Here is a 17,972-nt window from a genome sequence, read left to right as displayed (position 1 = left end):
CGCCCCGCTCTCGTCGGGCGGGTGCTCATGCGCGGTCCGCCTTCGTCCGGGGGAGCCTCACGCGCGACCGGCCGCGGCGCGCGGGCGCTCGTGCACGCCCCGCCCTCGTCCACGGCGTGATCAGCCGTTGCGCCCCCAGCAGGAGCAGGTCGGCGGCGACGGCGATCAGCACGCACAGCACGGACGCGGTGAGCACCTGGGCCTTGAAGTAGGTGTTCATGCCCGCGTAGATGAGGTTCCCGAGGCCGCCGAAGCCGACGATCGCGCCCACCGTGACCAGGGAGACCGCGGAGACGGTGGCGATGCGCAGGCCGGCCATCGCGGCGGGCAGGGCGAGGGGCAGTTCGACGGTGAGCAGCAGGCGGATCGGCCCGTAGCCGAGGCCGCGTGCGGCCTGGCGGGTCTCCTGGGGGACGGCGCGCAGGCCCGCGAGGATGTTCCGGACGAGCAGGGTCAGCGAGTACAGCACCAGTCCGGCGACGACGAGCGTGGCCGACAGGCCGTACAGGGGCAGGAGCAGGGAGAACATCGCCAGGGACGGGATCGTGTAGAGGATCGTCGTCACGGCGAGGACGGGCCCGGCCGCCCAGCCCCAGCGCCGGGCGAGCACCGCCAGCGGGAGCGCGATGGCCAGACCGATCAGGACGGACAGGAAGGTCAGCCGGAGGTGCTGGAGGACCGCGTCGAGGAGGATCTGGCGGCGGCTGCTGAGGTAGGCGCCGCAGATCCATTCGTTGCGGGCGAGGCAGTCGTCCGGGGGCGCGGTCACGGTCCCATTGGACTGGGCGGGCGAGGGGGCGGCGCGTCGGGCTGCCCCGTCCGGGTCCGGCAGCGCCCGGACGGGGCACTGCTCTCAGTCCATCCCCGCCGTGTCCAGCAGTGCCGTCACCGTCGCCGTGGCCAGTCCGTCGTCCAGGTGCTCGACCTTCGCGCCGGCCCGGGCGCTCGCGCCGTCGAAGACCAGCACGAGCTGGCGGGCGAGCAGCCCGGGGTCGCGGGCGCCGCCGCGTTCCGCCTCGGCGCGGAAGGCGTCGGTCAGCCGCTGCTTGACGCCTCGGGCGACCTTGGTCGCCGGGTGCTCCGGGTCCTTCAGCTCGACCAGGACGGCCAGGTACGGGCAGCCGTGGTAGTCGGCGTCCACCGAGGCCCGCTCCAGGCGTTCGAAGACGTACAGGATGCGCTCGCGTGGCGTCGCGGCTTCCGGGTCGGGGTGTGCGAGCCGGGCCTCGTATCCGGGGATGCGCCGCTCCAGGCTCGCGGCGAGCATGGCGTCCTTGCTGTCGAAGAGCTGGTACATCGACCGCTTGGAGACGCCGGCCTCCCGGCACAGCGCCTCGATGCCGACGGAGACGCCGTCGCGGTACGAGAGCCGGCCGGCCGCGTCGAGCAGCCGGTCGCGGGGGGACACCTTGTCTGCGGAGGCCATGCGGCGAGCGTAACCGGCGACGCGGACGAATGGAAACCGATCGGTGTATATCTCTGGACAGGGGTGGTGAACAAGCGCTTAGATAGGTGCCCGGCCACACCCACTCCCGACCCGCCGGAGGCCCCGTTGTTCACGTCCGTCGACGACGTCTCCGCCCGCCTCGCCGAGACCGGCTACCTCGCCTCGCCCGCCGTCGCCACGACCGTGTTCCTCGCCGACCGGCTCGGCAAGCCACTGCTGGTGGAGGGCCCCGCCGGGGTCGGCAAGACCGAACTGGCCAAGGCCGTCGCCCAGGTCGCCGGAGCCCGGCTGGTCCGGCTGCAGTGCTACGAGGGGGTGGACGAGTCCCGGGCGCTGTACGAGTGGAACCACGCGAAGCAGCTGCTGCGCATCACCGCGGGCCGCGACGAGAGCTGGGACGACACCCGCACCGACATCTTCAGCGAAGAGTTCCTGCTCCCCCGCCCGCTGCTCACCGCCATCCGCGGCGACGAGCCGACGGTGCTGCTCATCGACGAGACCGACAAGGCCGACGTCGAGATGGAGGGGCTGCTGCTGGAGGTGCTCAGCGACTTCCAGATCACGGTGCCGGAGCTGGGCACGGTCACCGCAACCCGCCGCCCGTTCGTCGTCCTCACCTCCAACGCCGGCCGGGAGCTGTCCGAGGCGCTGCGCCGCCGCTGTCTGTTCCTGCACATCGGCTTCCCCGAGGAGGAGCTGGAGCGGCGGATCGTACGACTGAAGGTACCCGGCCTCGACGCGGCGCTGGCCGAGTCGGTGGTCCGGGTGGTCGGGGCGCTGCGCGCGATGGACCTGCGCAAGGTGCCGTCCGTCGCGGAGACCATCGACTGGGCCCGCACCCTGCTGGCGCTGGGCGCCGACACCCTGGACGAGACGGTCGTACACGACAGCCTCGGGGTGGTCCTCAAGCACCAGGACGACATCCAGAAGGCGGCGGCCAAGCTCGACCTGGAAGCGCTGTGACCGCGGTCGCCGACCGGATCACCGGGCTGGTCCGGGCGCTGCGCGGGCACGGCGTACGGATCGGCACCGCCGAGAGCGTGGACGCGGCCCGTGCGGTGGAGGCGCTGGGACTCGCGGACCGGGAGCTGCTGCGGGAGGGACTGGCCGCGACGCTGCTGCACGGCCCCGGACAGCGGGCGGTGTTCGACCCCGTCTTCGACCTGTACTTCCCGCGCACGGTCGGGGGCCCGCACCGCCCCGGCGCGGACCGCGACGAGCTGCGCGACCGGCTGGCCGAGGCACTGGCAGCCAACGACCGGGCGATGATGGCCCAGTTGGCGGCCGAGGCCGTCGACGGTCTGGGCGGGTACGGCAGTTCGCCCGGGTCCGACGGCTTCTCGGCGTACCAGACGCTCGACCGGCTGCGCCCGCAGACCCTGCTGGCCCGGGTGCGGGCGGACGTCCGGGGCCGGGACGGGAGCGGTGCCGGTTTCGCGGACCGGCTGCTGGACGACGAGATCCGGCGCCGGATCGGGGAGTTCCGGCGGATGGTCGGGGCGGAGGCGCGACGCCGGGTCGCCGAGCGGCGCGGGCGGGACGAGATCGCCCGGCGCGGGGTCGTACCGACCGCGGACCGGGTGGACTTCCTGTTCGCGAACCGGGACCAGCTGACCGAGCTGCGCAGGGCGGTGCAGCCGCTCGCGCGCAAGCTGGCCACCCGGCTGGCCGCGCGCCGCCGCCGGGCCGCGCGCGGCACGGTCGACCTGCGCCGCACCCTGCGCTCCTCGCTGTCCACGGGCGGGGTGCCCATGCGCCCGGTGCTGCGCCGGCGCCGCCCGGTACGCCCCGAACTGGTGCTGCTCTGCGATGTGTCCGGCTCGGTGTCCGGCTTCTCGGACTTCACGATGCTGCTGGTGCAGGCGCTGCACGACCAGTTCAGCAAGATCCGCGTGTTCGCCTTCGTCAACCGGCTGGACGAGGTCACCGGCCTGCTCGACCACGGCCGAGCCGACCCCGACGGGCTCAGCGCCCGCATCCGCGCCGAGGCCACGCTGACCGGCTGGCACGGCAGCAGTGACTACGGCGTCGCCCTCGGCGAGTTCGCCGAACGGTACGGCGACGCGGTGGGCCCCCGCACGACCGTGTTCGTACTCGGGGACGCGCGGACGAACATGAGCGACCCGAACCTGGCCGCCGTACGGGAGGTCGCCGGGCGGGCCCGCCGCGTCTACTGGCTGAACCCCGAGCCGCGCGGCCAGTGGGGCACCGGCGACTCGGCCGCGCCCGCCTACGCCGAGCTGGTCGAGATGCACGAGTGCCGTACGGCCCGACAGCTCAGCACGCTGGTCGCCCGGCTGTTGCCGGTGTGATCGACTGGTCCGCGACGACCGCGACCGGCATCCAAGGACGTACGCGATGAGCCACTCCCCCGTAGCCCTCGGCACCTTCCCCACCCCCGTCGAACCGGCGCCCCGGCTGGCCGCCGCGCTCGGACTCGGGCCCGAGGACCTGTGGATCAAGCGGGACGACCTGACCGGTCTGGGCGGTGGCGGGAACAAGATCCGCAAGCTGGAGTGGACCGTGGGCGCGGCCCTGGCCGAGGGCGCGGACACGCTCGTCACCACGGGGGCCCCGCAGAGCAACCACGCCCGGCTGACCGCTGCCGCGGCCGCCCGGCTGGGCCTGGACGCCGTCCTGGTGCTGCGCGGCACGCCGGGTGCCGGGCGATCCGGGAACCTCGCGCTGGACGGGCTGTTCGGGGCGCGGCTCGCCTGGGCCGGCGAGGTGGACCAGGCGGGGCTGGACGCGGCGGCGGCCGAGGTGTGCGCCCGGCTACGGGCGGGCGGTGCCCGGCCCGCGCTGATCCCGTTCGGCGGGTCGGGGGTCCTCGGCGCCCGGGGATACGTGCGCTGCGGCGAGGAACTGGACGAGCAGGTGCCTCAGCTGCGCACGGTGGTGGTCGCCCTCGGCTCGGGCGGCACCATGGCCGGACTGGTCGCTGCCCTGGGCACCGGAGCGGTGCTCGGCGTCGACGTGGGCGCGCTGGCCGACCCGGCGGCGGCGGTCGCGGAGTTCGCGGCACCGCTGGCGACGCAGGAGGTCACGGCGAAGGGGCTGCGGGTGCGCCGGGACCAGGTGGGCGACGGGTACGCCACGCTGACCGGTCCGGCGCGGCAGGCGCTGCGGCTCGCCGCGCGCACCGAGGGGCTGGTCCTGGACCCGGTCTACACCGCCCGGGCCCTGGCCGGCCTCCACGCCGCCGTCCAGGACGGAGACATCCGCCCCGGCGAGAAGACGGTGTTCGTACACACCGGCGGACTACCCGGCCTCTTCGGCCACACAGACGCGCTCGCCTTCGCCGAACAGGGGGCGACGGCCTTCGACGACTGACGGCGGAGAGAGGTACGGCCCTCCGCATGCGACCGGGTCGCACGCCGTGCGACCCGGTTCCACCGCAACAGCCCGTCCGTCAGTCCTTCGCGTACTCGTTCGCCATGGTCCCGGCGAAGTCGAGGACCACGACCTGCTCGTCCCCCACCACCCAGGCGTCGTGGCCCGGCGAGCACACGAAGACGTCGCCGGGGCCGATCTCGGACTCGCCGCCGTCGTCCATGCGCAGGTGCATCCTCCCCTGCACCACATAGCCGTTGTGGTGGACCATGCAGCTCTCGGTGCCCGCGAGGGGCGCCACCGACTCCGACCAGCGCCAACCGGGCTCGAACGTGGCCACGGCGAAGTCGAGCCCGGTCAGGTGCAGGGCTTCGAGGTGGCCGCGGGGGAAGTCGCGCCGTTCGTCCGGCTTCTCGACCGTCTTCACTTCCAGCATGACGGTATCCTCCCTTCCGGCCGCTGACCGCGGCCGGGGCCGGCCTCCGTCCCCCGGCGGCCTCGGACGCCACCGGCGCTGCGGCGGCGGCCGTACCCCACGGCTCCATCGTCGGCCTCACCGGTCGGCGCCGCCATCCGGGCGGGACAACGATGTCGGGCGGCCCGCGAACGACCATGCCCGCTCCGCGCGTCCGACGAGGGCACCTCACGCCCCGGCGGTGTCGGGCACGGTTCGCTCGGTACGGCGTACGACGAACACGGCGCAGACATAGGCGAGGTCGAGCAGGAAGCAGGCGACGTACAGGTAGTGCATGAGGGCGGTGTCGTGGCGGGGCACCGGGTCGGGATCGGTGAGCATCGACAAGGAGGCGCAGGCCGTGCCGAGGAGCTTGGTCAGGGCGATGCCCGGCGACTGGCCGCGCGTGCCCCGGCGGGCGGCGAGCATGGCGAGGAACATGCCGGACATCGCCAGGTTGCTGCCGAACGCGGTGATGGCCCCGCCCCCCGCGTCGAACTGTTCCGAGGCGAAGTTCATGCCCGGGTAGGCGAAGGCGAGCAGCGCCGCGAGCGCGGGCAGGAACAACCGGCCGGGCAGGTAAGGGAATTCGGACCGTCCGAAACGTACGAGCGTGTAGCCGACGGCGAGGTCGAAGCAGAACCACACGACGTTGACGACGTGCATCACCCCGGACGGGGGCCGCACGAACGCGAACATGAACTCCCAGCTGATGTTGGTCGCGAAGGCGACGACGGGCATCCCGAACGTGCGCTCACTGAGGCCCGTGCGGATCAACAGCGCGTACGCCGCGGTCCAGAACACACCCGTGCCGAGCAGGAACGCCGTGTGCATCTATACCCCCGTCAACCGACCGCCCGATACGCGCCGATGACTACTCTGGCACGATCACAGCCGGCGACACACCGTCGATGCGACTGGGCGATCCGGGTGTGCGGCAGCCACCGGGTGGAGTGGTCGGTGTCGGCGAAGCACGCACCCGGCAGCGCGGTCGCCCCGCGGCTCGGCACGAGCAAGGAGGCCGTCCTGCGGGTGAGTTGCCCGTACCGGGGCGAGCGGCACGGCGAGGAGAACCCCGGCACCGGAGTGGGCCGGCGGTCCGCGGGCCGGCGGCGGGTGAGGGCGACGGTCGTACCGCTACCAGGTGCGCGCCTCCCGGAGCAGGTGCGCGCGGACGCGGGGCACGTCCGGGTTGTCGGGGACGCCGGGGCGCTGGACCAGGAAGCCGGTGTTGATGGGCGGGTCCTCCGGCTCCAGCAGGGCCACGAGCGCGCCGGAGTCCAGCAGGTCCTGGCACAGATAGCGGGGCAGTACCGCGAACCCCGCGCCGGCGGCCACCACCGCGAGCACACCGCGCAGGTCGGGCACGGTCACGTCGGCGGTGCGGGACAGACGCCGGCCGAAGACGTGCCGCCAGTAGCGGCGGGCGATCGGCAGGTCCTCGGCGTACGTGACGAGCGGCAGGTCGTGCAGGGCGGCGGGCCCCTCGTCGGCCGTCCGGTCCGCCAGCCGCCCGGCCCACACCGGCGCGGCCACGAGCACGAACTCCTCGTCGCTGAGCGCCACGGCGTGCAGGGCACGGCCCCGGGGGCGGGTGGTGGCGATCACCAGGTCGTGACGGCCCGCGCGCAGTTCCTCCAGCAGGGGATCCGTCAGCCCCGTGGACACCCGAAGCCGTACGCCCTCGGCGACCAGGGGCGCCAGGGCCGGCAGGACGGTGGTGCAGAGCAGTTCGGCAGGACCACCCAGATGCACGGGTTCACGGCGCGCGCCCGCCGGGACCGTCGGTCCCGCGACGGCGGCCAGCTCGTCCAGGGGCGCGGCGATCCGGGCCGCCAGCTCGTCGGCGACCGGGGTCGGCGCGACACCGCGCGGCAACCGTTCGAACAGCTCCCGGCCGGTCTGCCGTTCCAGCGCGCGCATCTGTGTCGTCACCGTCGGCTGCGACAGGCCCAGCAGGCGGGAGGCCCCGGTGAAGGAGCCGGAGCGGTACACCGCGAGGAAGGTGCGCAGCAGGTTCAGGTCGAGGGAAGCGGTCTCCACGCGTCCGAGTATTCACCGTCCGGTATTCCCCGGCACCCATAGGGAATCCAATGTCAGCTATTGGGTGATTCATTGGTTGCCTATGGGTCGGCTCGCCTACGTTCTCTGTGGAAACACCCAGCTCCGGGAGAAGGAACCCATGTCGAAGATCCTGTTCGTGCTGACCGGTGCCGACCACTGGACGCTCGCCGACGGCACCCTGCACCCGACCGGATTCTGGGCCGACGAGGCCCTGGTCCCCTACCGCGCCCTCAAGGCCGCCGGTCACGAGATCGTGGTCGCGACGCCGGGCGGTGTGGTGCCGCGGGTCGACCAGGCGAGCCTGGCCCCCGAGGTCAACGGCGGTCGGGAGAGGGCCGAGGAGGTCAGGCGCGGCCTGGCGGAGATGGCCGAGCTGAGCACGCCGGTCAAGCTCGCGGAGGTCGACCTCGACGACTTCGCCGCGGTCTTCTACCCCGGCGGGCACGGCCCGATGGAGGACCTGGCGGTGGACGCCGACTCGGGCCGGCTGCTCGTCGCGGCCCTCGACTCGGGCAGGCCGCTGGCCGTGGTCTGCCATGGGCCGGCCGCGCTGCTCGCCGCGGTCCGCGCCGACGGCGTCAACGCCTTCGCCGGCTACCGCGCGACCGCCTTCACCAACGAGGAGGAAGGCCAGGCCGGTTTCGCCGAGCGGGCCCGGTGGCTGCTCCAGGACCGGCTGACCGAGGCGGGCGTGCAGATCCGCACCGGCGAGCCGTGGGCGCCCCACGTCGTGACCGACCGCAACCTGATCACCGGCCAGAACCCGGCCTCCGCGGGCCCGGTCGCCCAGGAACTGCTGGAGAAGCTGGGCTGAGAGGCCCGGTCGGAGAAGGCGTGCACCCGTCGTCTCCGGTGGTCGCCGTGGGGACGACGTCGCCCTCGGCGTCCACAAGGGTCAGGCGGGCGCACGCCGGCGACGGCGCCGAGCGCCTGATGTCCGGAACGGCACGGGCCAGTCGTACGGCAGGCCGAGCGCACCGCCGATACCGAGGGAGGATCAGCAGCATCAGGCGCTTGCCGTACATTCCGCGTTTCCGCGCTCACCGTTGCGGGGCCCGCCCCGCTAAGTTGGGCGCCATGAGCAATCTTGACCGCGCACCCGTGCCCAGCGTCTGCGGCGGCCGCGGATTCGTCGTCGCCGAGCCCGTACGCGAACTGCTGAGCCCTCGTCAGGTGAAGCTGGGCGAGTCGACCGAGGTGCGCCGGCTGCTGCCCAACCTCGGCCGTCGCATGATCGGCGCGTGGGCCTTCGTCGATCACTACGGTCCGGACGACATCGCCGACGAGCCGGGCATGCAGGTGCCGCCGCACCCGCACATCGGGCTGCAGACGGTCAGCTGGCTGCACGAGGGCGAGGTGCTGCACCGCGACTCTACGGGCAGCCTGCAGACGATCCGGCCACGGCAACTGGGGTTGATGACCTCGGGCCGCGCGATCAGCCACTCCGAGGAGAGCCCGCGTCCGCACGCCCGCTTCCTGCACGGCGCCCAGCTGTGGGTCGCACTGCCCGACGAACACCGCCACACCGAGCCGGAGTTCGAGTACCACCCGGACCTGCCCACGGTCACCGCGCCCGGCCTGACCGCCACGGTGATCCTCGGCGACCTGGACGGTTCCGCCTCGCCCGGTACGACGTACACCCCGATCGTCGGCGCGGACCTCGCCCTCACCCGGGGTGCCGACGTACGGCTGCCGCTGGAACCCGATTTCGAGTACGGCGTACTGGCCATGTCCGGCGAGGTCCACGTGGACGGCGTCCCGGTACTCCCCGGTTCGATGCTCTACCTCGGCTGCGGCCGCTCCGAACTCCCGCTGCGCGCCGAGTCGGACGCCGGGATCATGCTGCTGGGCGGGGAGCCGTTCGCGGAGGAGCTGATCATGTGGTGGAACTTCGTCGGACGCACCCAGGACGATATCGAGCAGGCCCGGGAGGACTGGATGAGCGGGTCGAGGTTCGGGGTTGTAAAGGGCTACGACGGAGATCCGTTGCCTGCGCCGGAGCTGCCGCCGGTGCCGCTGAAGGCGCGGGGCCGGGTGCGCTGAGTCCACCGTCCGCCGGATTGTCGAACGAGCGATCCCTGGCCGTACGGCCACCGCCGCCTGCGGAGCGCCGCGACGCGACGACATCCACGAGGGCTTCCTCGGCCTCGCCGCCTGCCTCGTCACCCACCGCCCCGTCCACCGCCTTTGCCAGTACCTCTCATGCGGTTCTTCGAACGGCGTTCTTCCGCGCCGGACGGTTGACGGTGCGGAACCCCTGGCCCGGGCCGCGATGCCCGGGTCAGCCGTTGCCCCGCAGCGCCCGGGAGAGCCAGTGCCGCGGTCCGTACGGCCGGGGCGAGTTGGGCGGGGCTGAAACGGGGGCGCGGTACGGCCACCGAGAGAGCCGCGACGGTGCTGCCGCCGGCGAAGACAGGGGCCGCGATGCAGCTAACGGCAGGCGACCTCGAAGGCGGACTGCTCCGCCGTGCCCCGTGGGAGCAGGCTGCGACCGGGCGGGGGGCTGCCGAGGGCCGCGGCAGCGGTGCTGCACCTGCGCCGGCCACGGTGGGGGTGCGGTGTGCGCTGGTCATGCCGACCGGTCTTGGCGTTCGGCCCCGAGGCGGGCGAAGTGGTCGATCAGGTCAGGGATGTCCACCGCGGCCGGGTTGACGACCTGTTCGGCCGGGGCGCCCTGGAGGAGGCGCTTGACCGGGACTTCGAGCTTCTTGCCGGTGCGGGTGTGCGGGATTCCGGGCACTTCGAGGATCTCGTCGGGGACGTGGCGGGGTGAGGCGCCGGTGCGGATCGCGTCCTTGATCTTCTCACGGAGGGAATCGTCCAGGCTCACCCCGGCGGCGGGGACCACGAACAGCGGCATCCAGTAGCCGCCGTCGGGTTCCTCCGCTCCGATGACCAGGGCTTCTGCGATCTCGGGGAGGCGTTCGACGACGTCGTGGATGTCGGCGCTGCCCAGGCGCACGCCGTTGCGGTTCAGCGTGCTGTCGGAGCGGCCGTGGACGATCACCGAACCGTGTCCCCTGAGCGTGATCCAGTCGCCGTGCCGCCAGACGCCGGGGTAGGAGGAGAAGTAGGCGTCCCGGTAGCGGGTGCCGTCCGGGTCGTTGAAGAAGTACAGGGGCATCGACGGCATGGGCCGGGTTACGACCAGCTCGCCGACCTGATCCGTGACCGGGACACCCTCGGCGTCGTACGCGGCCAGCGCCACGCCCAGGTGCGGCGCGGACAACTCACCCGCCCACACCGGCGTGTTGGGCGCGCTGCCCGCGAAGCCGGACACCACGTCCGTGCCACCGCTGATGGACGCGAGCAGGGCATGGCCGCCGACGTGGTCGCGGACCCAGGGGTAGGCGGAGGCCGGCAGGGCGGAACCGGTGCAGCCGACCACGCGGATCGACGACAGGTCGTGGATGGACGGGTCGATGCCGTACTTGGCCATGCCGAGCAGGTACTGGGGGCTGGTGCCGAAGACGGTCACCCGGTGACGCGCGGCCAGCTCCCACAGGACGTCGAGCTTGGCGAACGGCGCCGGGCTGCCGTCGTAGGTACACGTCGTGGCGCCGGTCAGCAGGGTGGAGGCGACCAGGTTCCACATCATCCAGTGGGTGGTGGTGTACCACAGCAGGCGGTCACCGGGGCCGAGGTCGGAGTGCAGGGCCAGGGTCTTCAGGTGTTCGAGCAGGACGCCGCCGTGGCCGTGCACGATGCCCTTGGGTAGGCCGGTGGTGCCGGAGGAGAACACCACCCACAGCGGGTGGTCGAACGGCACCGGGACACAGGTGAGTTCCTCGCTGCGGGTGGACGCGTCCTCCCACGGGATCGCCAGGCAGGGGTGGTTCTCCGACGGCCGGGGCAGCCCGACGTGGTCCACGAGCACGGTGGACTTCAACGTCGACAGGGACTGGGCCAGTTCGAGTGCGGCCTCGCGGCGGTCGTGCGTGGTGCCGTTGAAGAGGTAGCCGTCGGCGGTGATCAGGACGGTCGGTTCGAGCTGCGCGAACCGGTCGGCGGCGGCCTTGGGGGCGTAGTCCTGGCCGCACACCGACCACACGGCGCCCAGGCTAGCCGCGGCGAGGAACGCGACGATCGCGTGCGGGGTGTTGGGCAGGTAGCCGACCACCCGGTCGCCCCGCCGCACCCCCAGCTCGCGCAGGGTCGCGGCCACCGAGGCGACCTGGGAGCGCAGCTGCCTCCCGGTCACCTCGTACGAGGAGCCGGTCTCGTCGAGGGCGACGATCGCGGCGCCGTCGTCCGGTACGTGGCGCAGTGCGTGGTGGGCGTAGTTGAGGGTGGCGCCGGGGAACCAGCGGGCGCCCGGCATGGCCTCCTCGGCCAGGACGCGCTCGTACGGGGTGGCCGCCTCGACGTCGAAGTACTCCCACACCGCGCCCCAGAAACCCTCCAGGTCGGTGACCGACCAGCGGTGCAGGGCGGCGTAGTCGGAACCGTCCAGCCCCGCGTGACGGGCGAAGTCCACGATGCGGCTGGCGGCCACGTCCTCCGGGTCGGGAGTGAAGAAGGGGGCCGGGTACGACCTGGTCATCGGGTGGCGCTCCTCAACGTGCTTTTCTCGACGGTCCGTGGGGAAGGGTGGGGGCCGCGCGTGGTGTGCAGCAGGGACGCCCAGGCGGCGGTGTCCGTGAAGTCGCGGCCGCCGGCGGGGACGATGTCCATGACGACGCGGTCGGGGCGCAGCAGTACGGCGTCCGCCCGGCCGGCACGCAGCCAGGCGGCGAGCGTGCCGTCGTCGCCCAGGTCGGCCGCGCAGACCGCCCGGACGCCCAGCCCGTGGGCGAGCGCGCTCTGCGAGGGCCAGGGATCGGTGGCGGTCAGGACGGTGAAGGAGTCGCCGAGCACGTCGTCGAGACGGGTGCGCCGTCCGCCGGCGCTCACCCAGGGCTGCGGGCAGTGCGTGCCCACCAGCCCCCGGCGGGTACGGCGCCGCACCAGGGGCCCCGCGCTCAGGGGCGGGCTGAGGTCGCGGCCGGCCAGTTCGGTCAGGCCGGGGACGCGGCACGCGGCGGCCAGGAGGCTGCGGCGCAGTGCGGCGGCACCGTCCTGGCCGCCGGTCATGGCCCAGCCCATGACCACCGCGAGCCGGATCACATGACGCGCGTGCGGCTTGCGCTCGCTCTCGTACGTGTCCAACAGCCCTTCCTCCGCTCCCTGTTGGAGCACGCGGGCGAGTTTCCAGGTGAGGTTGTAGGCGTCCCGCAGGCCCGCGCACAGCCCCTGTCCGATGAAGGGCGGGGTGAGGTGGGCGGCGTCGCCGAGGAGGAAGATCCGTCCTTGGTGCCACCGGTCGGCGACGCGCGCCCGGAAGGTGTACCGGGTCTTGCGGACGACCTCGAAGTCCCCGTCGTACGAGGGCGGCACCCAGGGGGCCACCAGCTCGCGGACCGGTTCGTCCCCGTCGCGCAGGCGGAACTCCCAGCGGTAGCGGTCCTCGCCGACGCGCATGAAGGTCGCCGGCCGGTCCGGGTCGCAGACCTGGTCGACCCCCTCCCAGCAGCGGACGCCGGCGTTCGTCCGGACGTCGACGACCGTCCAGTGTTCCTCGAAGCGCAGGTCCTCCCAGAGGGCGCCGATGGCGTCGCGGGTGAGGCTGTGGGCGCCGTCGCAGCCGAGGACCGCCTGCGCCCACAGGTGGTGTTCGCCGTCGTCGTCGCGGTAGGTCACGCGCACGGGGCCCGCGGTGTCCGGGCCGACGGCGGTGACCTCCGCGCCGCCACGCAGTTCGCACTCCGGGCGCCGGGCCAGGGCGTCGCGCAGCAGGCGCTCCAGCTCGGGCTGGTCGAACATGCTGGTCTGCGGGTAGCCGTGAGGGCCGTGCCCGAAGCGGCGGAACTCGGCCATCACCCGGTGCCGCGCGTCCAGCAGCCGCAGCCCCTTGGCGGGACGTGAGATGGCGGCGAACTCCTCTTCCACGCCCGCGGCCTGGAGGATCCTGCACACCTCGTCGTCGGTGGCGACGGCGCGCGGGAGCGGGTAGACGTCCCGGTGGCGTTCCAGGACGATGCTGCGGACCCCGCGCCGGGCGAGGAGGAGGGCGGCGGTCACGCCCACCGGCCCGGCGCCGATGATCACTACGGGTGCGTCTGCCGAGTTGTGCTCGACGGTCATGTGCGGCTCACCTCGGGTCCTACTCGGCGTCCGTGACGGGCGTGCGCTGCTCGCCGAGGTCGATCCGGCCGTCCGGGGACGAGATCGTCGCCGTGATCACGTCACCGGTGCGGAGGTAGTGCGGGTTGCGGGCCTGGCTCTTGAAGAACGCCTTCCACTTCGCGGCGGGCGGCAGCAGCGAACCGATCTTCTCCACCGCCTTGGGCGGCGCCTTGAGCGCCGTGCCGCCGGGGGTGCCGGTGAGCAGCAGGTCGCCGGGTTCCAGGGTCTGGAAGCGGGCCAGCAGGGTCAGGGCCTGTGCCGGGCGGACGATCATGTCGGCGAGGGTGCGGTCCTGGCGCAGCTCGCCGTTGACGGACAACTTCAGCCGCAGGCCGAGCAGATGGGCGAAGTCCTCCGGCTCCAGCAGGGTCAGGTACGGGCCGGTCGGCGTGAAGGTGGGGTAGGACTTGCTCTCGTAGAACTGTGTCTTGGTGAGCTGCACGTCACGGGCGCTGACGTCGTTGGTGATGACCAGCCCGGCGACGTACGACGGCAGGTCCCGCTCCTCGACGACGGTGCCGACGGGCAGCGGCGCGCCCATGACGAGCCCCAGCTCGATCTCGTAGTCGAGGAACCGCACATGGGAGGGTCGGACGACGGCCTGAGCAGGTCCGCTGACCGAGCCGGACGCCTTGCGGAAGAAGGCGGGCGGGATGTCGCCCGTGAAGCCCGAATCGCGGGCGTGACTGCGGTAGTTGACCATCTGGGCGACCACCCGGCAGGGGGTGGTGACCGGCGAGAGGGCGACCAGGTCGGCGACGGGCGTGCCCGTGTCGTCCGAGAGGGCCGCCTCGCGCACGGCGGCACGGTCGGCGATCAGTTCGGCGGTGGTGGCGGCCTTGGTGTCGACGGGGACGGCGCGGTGGCCACGGACGACCCACCAGCCGTCGGCGGTGCGCAGGACGTTGGTGCTCATTGTCTTGCCTTCTGTGAGGGGGATCAGGAGTTCGCGGCCTTCAGCAGACCCAGCAGGCGTGCGCGGTCCATCTCGTTGTCGCCGCGCAGGGCCTCGATCACGTCGCGGATCCGCTGCGGGGAGGGGCCGGCGCCGAGGAAGTCACGGGTGGCCGGCGGGCCCCACTGGGCCAGCCCGCTCGTGGACATGGGGGCCCAGCCGGGTTCGACGTCGCAGGAGAACAGGTCGCCGTCGGCGAAGTGCTCCAGCATGAAGTGGTCGGGGTCGCGCCAGTAGTCGAAGAGCTGGCTGCCCTGGATATGCCGGCCGATGCCCCAGCTGCGCTTGTAGCCGCGCTCGCCCAGGTACTCACCGCCGGCGGCGATGGAGTCCAGGTCGGTCACCTGGTAGGCGGAGTGGACATAGCCCGTCCCCGGCCCCAGGTGCATGGCGAGGGTGTGGTGGTCGGCCGGCGTGCCACCCCGGTCGCAGCGGATGAACGCCATCGTCGGGCCCCGGTCGCGCTGGCCGTCCAGGAAGAGGAAGTCGGACACGATCATGCCCAGGGTGTCCAGGTACCAGTCCAGGGCGCGGCCGAACACGCGGGTCTCCAGGACGACATGGCCGAGGCGCTGGATCCGGGACGGTTCGCGCGGTGGGCGCTGCGTGGCGTTCGTACGGCGGTGATCCGTGCCGAAGTTGAGCTGCAGCGGCCGCTGCTCGGGCAGCGCCGGAAGTTCCTCTCCGCAGTGCACCACACGTACCGGGAAGCCGGACGGGTCGAGCAGGTCGACCGCCCTGCCGCCGCCGGGCACGTCCGCGTCCCCCACGGCTGTGCCGGTGGCGCGGGCCAGCCGGCCGAGGTCGGCCCGCTCGGCCGCGCGGAACGCCGGGCCGATGAAACGGGACGTACGGCCGCGCCGGATCACCATGCAGGGCGAGCCGGCGAAGGTGCCGCGCAGCCACAGCTCCCGCTCGGTGCGCGCGGCGGTCTGGAAGCCGAAGTCCCGGGCGAACACCTCGGCCCGGTCGAGGTCGGGCTTCTCGAACTCGAGCCAGGCCAGGTCCGCCACCTTGATCAGCGGGTTCCGGGAGCGGCCGGGGTGTTCGCCGCGCAGGGCGCCCTGCTCGCTGTGGAGGTCCTGGTGGGCCGTCTTGACGTCGGCCCCCGGGACGCGGGTTTCAGACACGGTGCCCTCCGAGCAACATTGCCGTAATGAGGAAATCATCAACTGTGACAGTTCCGCCGTCAACCCATCACCGGCAAGAAATGATGAATTCATCAGCACTGTGAGCCCCATCGCCCTGCCGCTAGACTCTGCGCATGCCTACGTCAGCCCCGCCCAGCAACCGGTTCGAGCGGCGCCGCGCCGAGACCCGTCGGGCGCTCGTTCGCGCGGCCCGGCAGATCCTCGCCGAGACCGGGGACGCCGGCGCCAGCATCCAGGCGATCGCCGAGCGCGCCGACGTCGGATTCGGCTCCTTCTACAACCACTTCGAGTCGAAGACCGAGCTGTTCGAGGCGGCCGTGGTGGACGCCCTCGAGGAGTTCGGGCAGAACTTCGACGAGCACCTGTCCGGGATCGACGACCCGGCCGAGCTGCTCGCGGCCGGTTTCCGGCTCAGCGCCCGGATGGCGGAGTCCCACCCGGAGCTCATGCAGGTCCTGCGCCGCCGCGGCCTCGGCCACGTCCACTCGGAGAACGGCCTGTCCACCCGGGCGCTGCGTGACCTCCAGGTCGGCATGGCCTCCGGCCGCTTCACGGCCGTGGACCCGGCGGTCGCGCTGTCGGCACTGGGCGGCACGCTGCTGTCCCTGGTGGAGCTGAGGTTCGCCCGCCCCGACCTCGACGGCGACCAGGCCGCGGTGGACCTCGCCGAAATGGTCCTGCGCATGCTGGGCGTACCACCGGACGACGCCCACGAGGTCGCCCGGCGGCCCCTGCCCGACCTCGCCTGACCGGCCGGCACGTCACACGGCCGACGACGGGTTCGGACGAAAGGTGACCGACGTGCCGGTGAAGCGGGCCTCGATCCCGCTGTCCGTGGGGGTCACCGAACGCAGGTGCAGGCCCTGGGGGACATTCCGGAGCGGGATGGGCTTCGACAGCCCCTTGTCCAGCAGCGCCTTGGCCGGCGGAATCAGTTCACCCTGAGTGACACGGATGTCCGAGAAGGCGATGCGGTCGCCACCGGCCGCCGAGACCGCCGCGCTCACGGTCACGTCCCCGGCGAGTGGCAGCCTGGCCGTCGCGTCGACCCGTCCCGGCCTGTCCCCCCGCGAGATCCGCAGGCCGAGGGCGCCCGACAGGTCGTCGTACGACAGGAAGGCGGTCGCCTCGACGCTGCGGGCTTGGGCCTCCTCGGCGTTCCCCGAGGTCTTGAGTCCGTCCAGGCCGAGGGTCAGCTTCGTCACCGGCAGCGGCCGCGTCGCCCCCCGGGCCGGTATGTCGTTCGCGGTGATGTCGACGTGCCGCAGGCTGCCCCGGGCCAGCTGCGTCAGCACGGGAAAGCCGCTGACGTGCACCGAAGGCCGGTCGGGCGTGCCCATGCCCTCCTGGAACGCCTCGGCCGTACGGCTCTCCGCGTGGGCCGCGGCCATCCGGTCGGCCACGACGGCGCCGACCAGCAGCGCCGCCAGGGACGCGGCGATGACGATCCGGCGCCGCCGCCCGGGAGGGGGCGGGCTCGCATATACGGCGGCGTCGCCGTAGTAGGGCTCGTCGACGAACCTGCCGTCGGGCTGGGACTCGTACATGGGGATGTCCTCTCCGGGTAGGGCTCGGAAACTTCTTGGAACATGGGGGGCCGAGGCTCAGGCGCCGACGCGCTCCGGCCGGCCGAGGCTTCGGACGCGGGTGACGGCGAGGTCGCCGTCCACACCCACGGCGATCAGGGCGGCAGCCGCGGTGCGCGTGCCGTCGTCGCTCCAGGTGCCGGCGTTGACGCACTCCAGGAGCCCTAGCAGATGGCCCTCCAGTGCCCGGCTCAGGGGATCGGCCGGCACGCTGGTCTGGAAGACCCCCTGCCGCTGCCCTCGGGCGATGATCGCCGCCGCCGTCTCGCGCGCGGGAGCCAGGACCTCGGCGACCCGCCCGGCCCCGAGGTCGTGTGGGGCCAGGCGGAGGAGCATGCGGTACCGGTCGCCGACGGGCCATAGGGCGAGGACGAAGCGTGCCAGCGCCGTGACCGCGTCCACGCCAGGAGCCCCCGGGTCCGCGAGCGCCTGCCGCAGTGCCTGCGCGGCGTCCTCCACCAGACCGTCCACGAGCGCGGCCCGGCCGTTGAAGTGGCCGTAGACCGTACGGCGCACCACCCCCGCGGCTTCGGCGATGTCCCCGAGGCTGCTGTCGGGGTCACGGCCGAGTTCCCGCTTGGCCGCTTCGAGGATGCGGGACCGGGTGAGGAGGGTGCGGCTGCGCCCTGGGGTGTCTACCCCGTGTGTGCTGGTCACGTCGGGACCTCCGGTGTCGTCGGTGGGAGGGCAGGCCCGATACTTGCACATCGACGGGCAATAAACTAGCCTGCACATCGTTGGGCAATTAACTGCCCGGTGCCTCGCAGGCCCATGGCCGCACTCGTACCGCTCACACCGATCCGCGAACCCACGAAGC

Annotated in this window: 17 protein-coding genes and 1 pseudogene; 6 read left to right on the top strand and 12 right to left on the bottom strand. The window is 72.8% G+C overall.

Going from position 1 to position 17,972, the window contains the following annotated elements; translation table 11 throughout:
* Positions 1-25 precede the first annotated feature (25 nt).
* Complete coding sequence (locus AB0D93_RS25130; RefSeq protein WP_362123090.1) at positions 26-769, bottom strand: ABC transporter permease; 744 nt, start codon at positions 767-769, stop codon at positions 26-28.
* 84 nt (positions 770-853) lie between these two features.
* Positions 854-1,426, bottom strand: a complete 573-nt coding sequence (locus tag AB0D93_RS25125) for a TetR/AcrR family transcriptional regulator (protein ID WP_362123087.1) — start codon at positions 1,424-1,426, stop codon at positions 854-856.
* Between the two features lie 126 nt (positions 1,427-1,552).
* Between AB0D93_RS25125 and AB0D93_RS25120 the strand changes: the two genes are divergently transcribed.
* Genes AB0D93_RS25120 through AB0D93_RS25110 form a run of 3 tightly spaced genes read left to right on the top strand, consistent with a single transcriptional unit; the run spans position 1,553 to position 4,780 of the window.
* Positions 1,553-2,410: a MoxR family ATPase gene (locus tag AB0D93_RS25120; protein ID WP_362123084.1), complete on the top strand. Its 858-nt coding sequence runs from the start codon at positions 1,553-1,555 to the stop codon at positions 2,408-2,410.
* On the top strand, positions 2,407-3,759 hold the full coding sequence (locus AB0D93_RS25115) for a VWA domain-containing protein (RefSeq protein ID WP_362123081.1): 1,353 nt from the start codon (positions 2,407-2,409) through the stop codon (positions 3,757-3,759). The genes AB0D93_RS25120 and AB0D93_RS25115 overlap by 4 nt, the downstream gene beginning before the upstream one ends.
* Before the next feature lie 46 nt (positions 3,760-3,805).
* The gene (locus tag AB0D93_RS25110; protein ID WP_362123078.1) at positions 3,806-4,780 is read left to right on the top strand and encodes a pyridoxal-phosphate dependent enzyme; all 975 of its coding nucleotides are present in this window, start codon (positions 3,806-3,808) and stop codon (positions 4,778-4,780) included.
* A gap of 79 nt (positions 4,781-4,859) precedes the next feature.
* On the opposite strand, the gene AB0D93_RS25105 is transcribed toward AB0D93_RS25110, so the two are convergent.
* The 3 genes from AB0D93_RS25105 to AB0D93_RS25095 all read right to left on the bottom strand — a co-directional run bounded on the left by AB0D93_RS25105 (position 4,860) and on the right by AB0D93_RS25095 (position 7,277).
* Positions 4,860-5,216: a cupin domain-containing protein gene (locus tag AB0D93_RS25105; protein WP_362123074.1), complete on the bottom strand. Its 357-nt coding sequence runs from the start codon at positions 5,214-5,216 to the stop codon at positions 4,860-4,862.
* A 207-nt stretch (positions 5,217-5,423) separates the two neighbouring features.
* Positions 5,424-6,068 carry a hypothetical protein gene (locus tag AB0D93_RS25100; RefSeq protein ID WP_362123071.1) on the bottom strand — a complete coding sequence of 215 codons (645 nt, stop codon included), beginning with the start codon at positions 6,066-6,068 and terminating at the stop codon, positions 5,424-5,426.
* 303 nt (positions 6,069-6,371) lie between these two features.
* Positions 6,372-7,277: a LysR family transcriptional regulator gene (locus AB0D93_RS25095; RefSeq protein ID WP_362123068.1), complete on the bottom strand. Its 906-nt coding sequence runs from the start codon at positions 7,275-7,277 to the stop codon at positions 6,372-6,374.
* Positions 7,278-7,416: 139 nt separating this feature from the next.
* On the opposite strand from AB0D93_RS25095, the gene AB0D93_RS25090 reads away from it, so the two are divergent.
* The gene (locus AB0D93_RS25090; protein ID WP_362123065.1) at positions 7,417-8,112 is read left to right on the top strand and encodes a type 1 glutamine amidotransferase domain-containing protein; all 696 of its coding nucleotides are present in this window, start codon (positions 7,417-7,419) and stop codon (positions 8,110-8,112) included.
* Between the two features lie 263 nt (positions 8,113-8,375).
* Positions 8,376-9,341 carry a pirin family protein gene (locus AB0D93_RS25085; protein WP_362123062.1) on the top strand — a complete coding sequence of 322 codons (966 nt, stop codon included), beginning with the start codon at positions 8,376-8,378 and terminating at the stop codon, positions 9,339-9,341.
* A gap of 263 nt (positions 9,342-9,604) precedes the next feature.
* Here the strand turns inward: AB0D93_RS25085 and AB0D93_RS25080 are convergent.
* From AB0D93_RS25080 to AB0D93_RS25060, 5 genes and pseudogenes are all read right to left on the bottom strand, one after another.
* Positions 9,605-9,733, bottom strand: a pseudogene (locus AB0D93_RS25080) (IclR family transcriptional regulator C-terminal domain-containing protein); the annotation flags it as partial.
* Between the two features lie 134 nt (positions 9,734-9,867).
* Positions 9,868-11,841, bottom strand: coding sequence for an acetoacetate--CoA ligase (locus tag AB0D93_RS25075; protein ID WP_362123059.1), 1,974 nt, complete (start codon positions 11,839-11,841; stop codon positions 9,868-9,870).
* Positions 11,838-13,421: a bifunctional 3-(3-hydroxy-phenyl)propionate/3-hydroxycinnamic acid hydroxylase gene (locus AB0D93_RS25070; RefSeq protein ID WP_362123056.1), complete on the bottom strand. Its 1,584-nt coding sequence runs from the start codon at positions 13,419-13,421 to the stop codon at positions 11,838-11,840. Before AB0D93_RS25070 ends, AB0D93_RS25075 begins: the two co-directional genes overlap by 4 nt.
* Positions 13,422-13,440: 19 nt before the next feature.
* On the bottom strand, positions 13,441-14,379 hold the full coding sequence (locus tag AB0D93_RS25065; RefSeq protein WP_362123053.1) for a fumarylacetoacetate hydrolase family protein: 939 nt from the start codon (positions 14,377-14,379) through the stop codon (positions 13,441-13,443).
* A gap of 23 nt (positions 14,380-14,402) precedes the next feature.
* On the bottom strand, positions 14,403-15,548 hold the full coding sequence (locus AB0D93_RS25060; protein ID WP_362123050.1) for a VOC family protein: 1,146 nt from the start codon (positions 15,546-15,548) through the stop codon (positions 14,403-14,405).
* Positions 15,549-15,682: 134 nt separating this feature from the next.
* Here AB0D93_RS25060 and AB0D93_RS25055 point away from each other — a divergent pair, with 134 nt between their 5' ends.
* Positions 15,683-16,318: a TetR/AcrR family transcriptional regulator gene (locus AB0D93_RS25055; RefSeq protein ID WP_362123047.1), complete on the top strand. Its 636-nt coding sequence runs from the start codon at positions 15,683-15,685 to the stop codon at positions 16,316-16,318.
* A 12-nt stretch (positions 16,319-16,330) separates the two neighbouring features.
* On the opposite strand, the gene AB0D93_RS25050 is transcribed toward AB0D93_RS25055, so the two are convergent.
* Together AB0D93_RS25050 and AB0D93_RS25045 are read right to left on the bottom strand one after the other, a co-directional pair.
* Entirely contained in the window at positions 16,331-17,116 is a 786-nt protein-coding gene (locus AB0D93_RS25050) for a DUF2993 domain-containing protein (RefSeq protein WP_362123044.1), read from the bottom strand.
* A gap of 57 nt (positions 17,117-17,173) precedes the next feature.
* Positions 17,174-17,812, bottom strand: a complete 639-nt coding sequence (locus AB0D93_RS25045; protein WP_362123041.1) for a TetR/AcrR family transcriptional regulator — start codon at positions 17,810-17,812, stop codon at positions 17,174-17,176.
* Positions 17,813-17,972: the final 160 nt, after the last annotated feature.

This window comes from Streptomyces sp. NPDC048191 (assembly GCF_040652655.1).
Classification (GTDB): Bacteria; Actinomycetota; Actinomycetes; order Streptomycetales; family Streptomycetaceae; genus Streptomyces.
The sequence above is the reverse complement of the archived record's forward strand: the minus strand, read 5'-3'. Positions and strand labels throughout refer to the sequence as shown.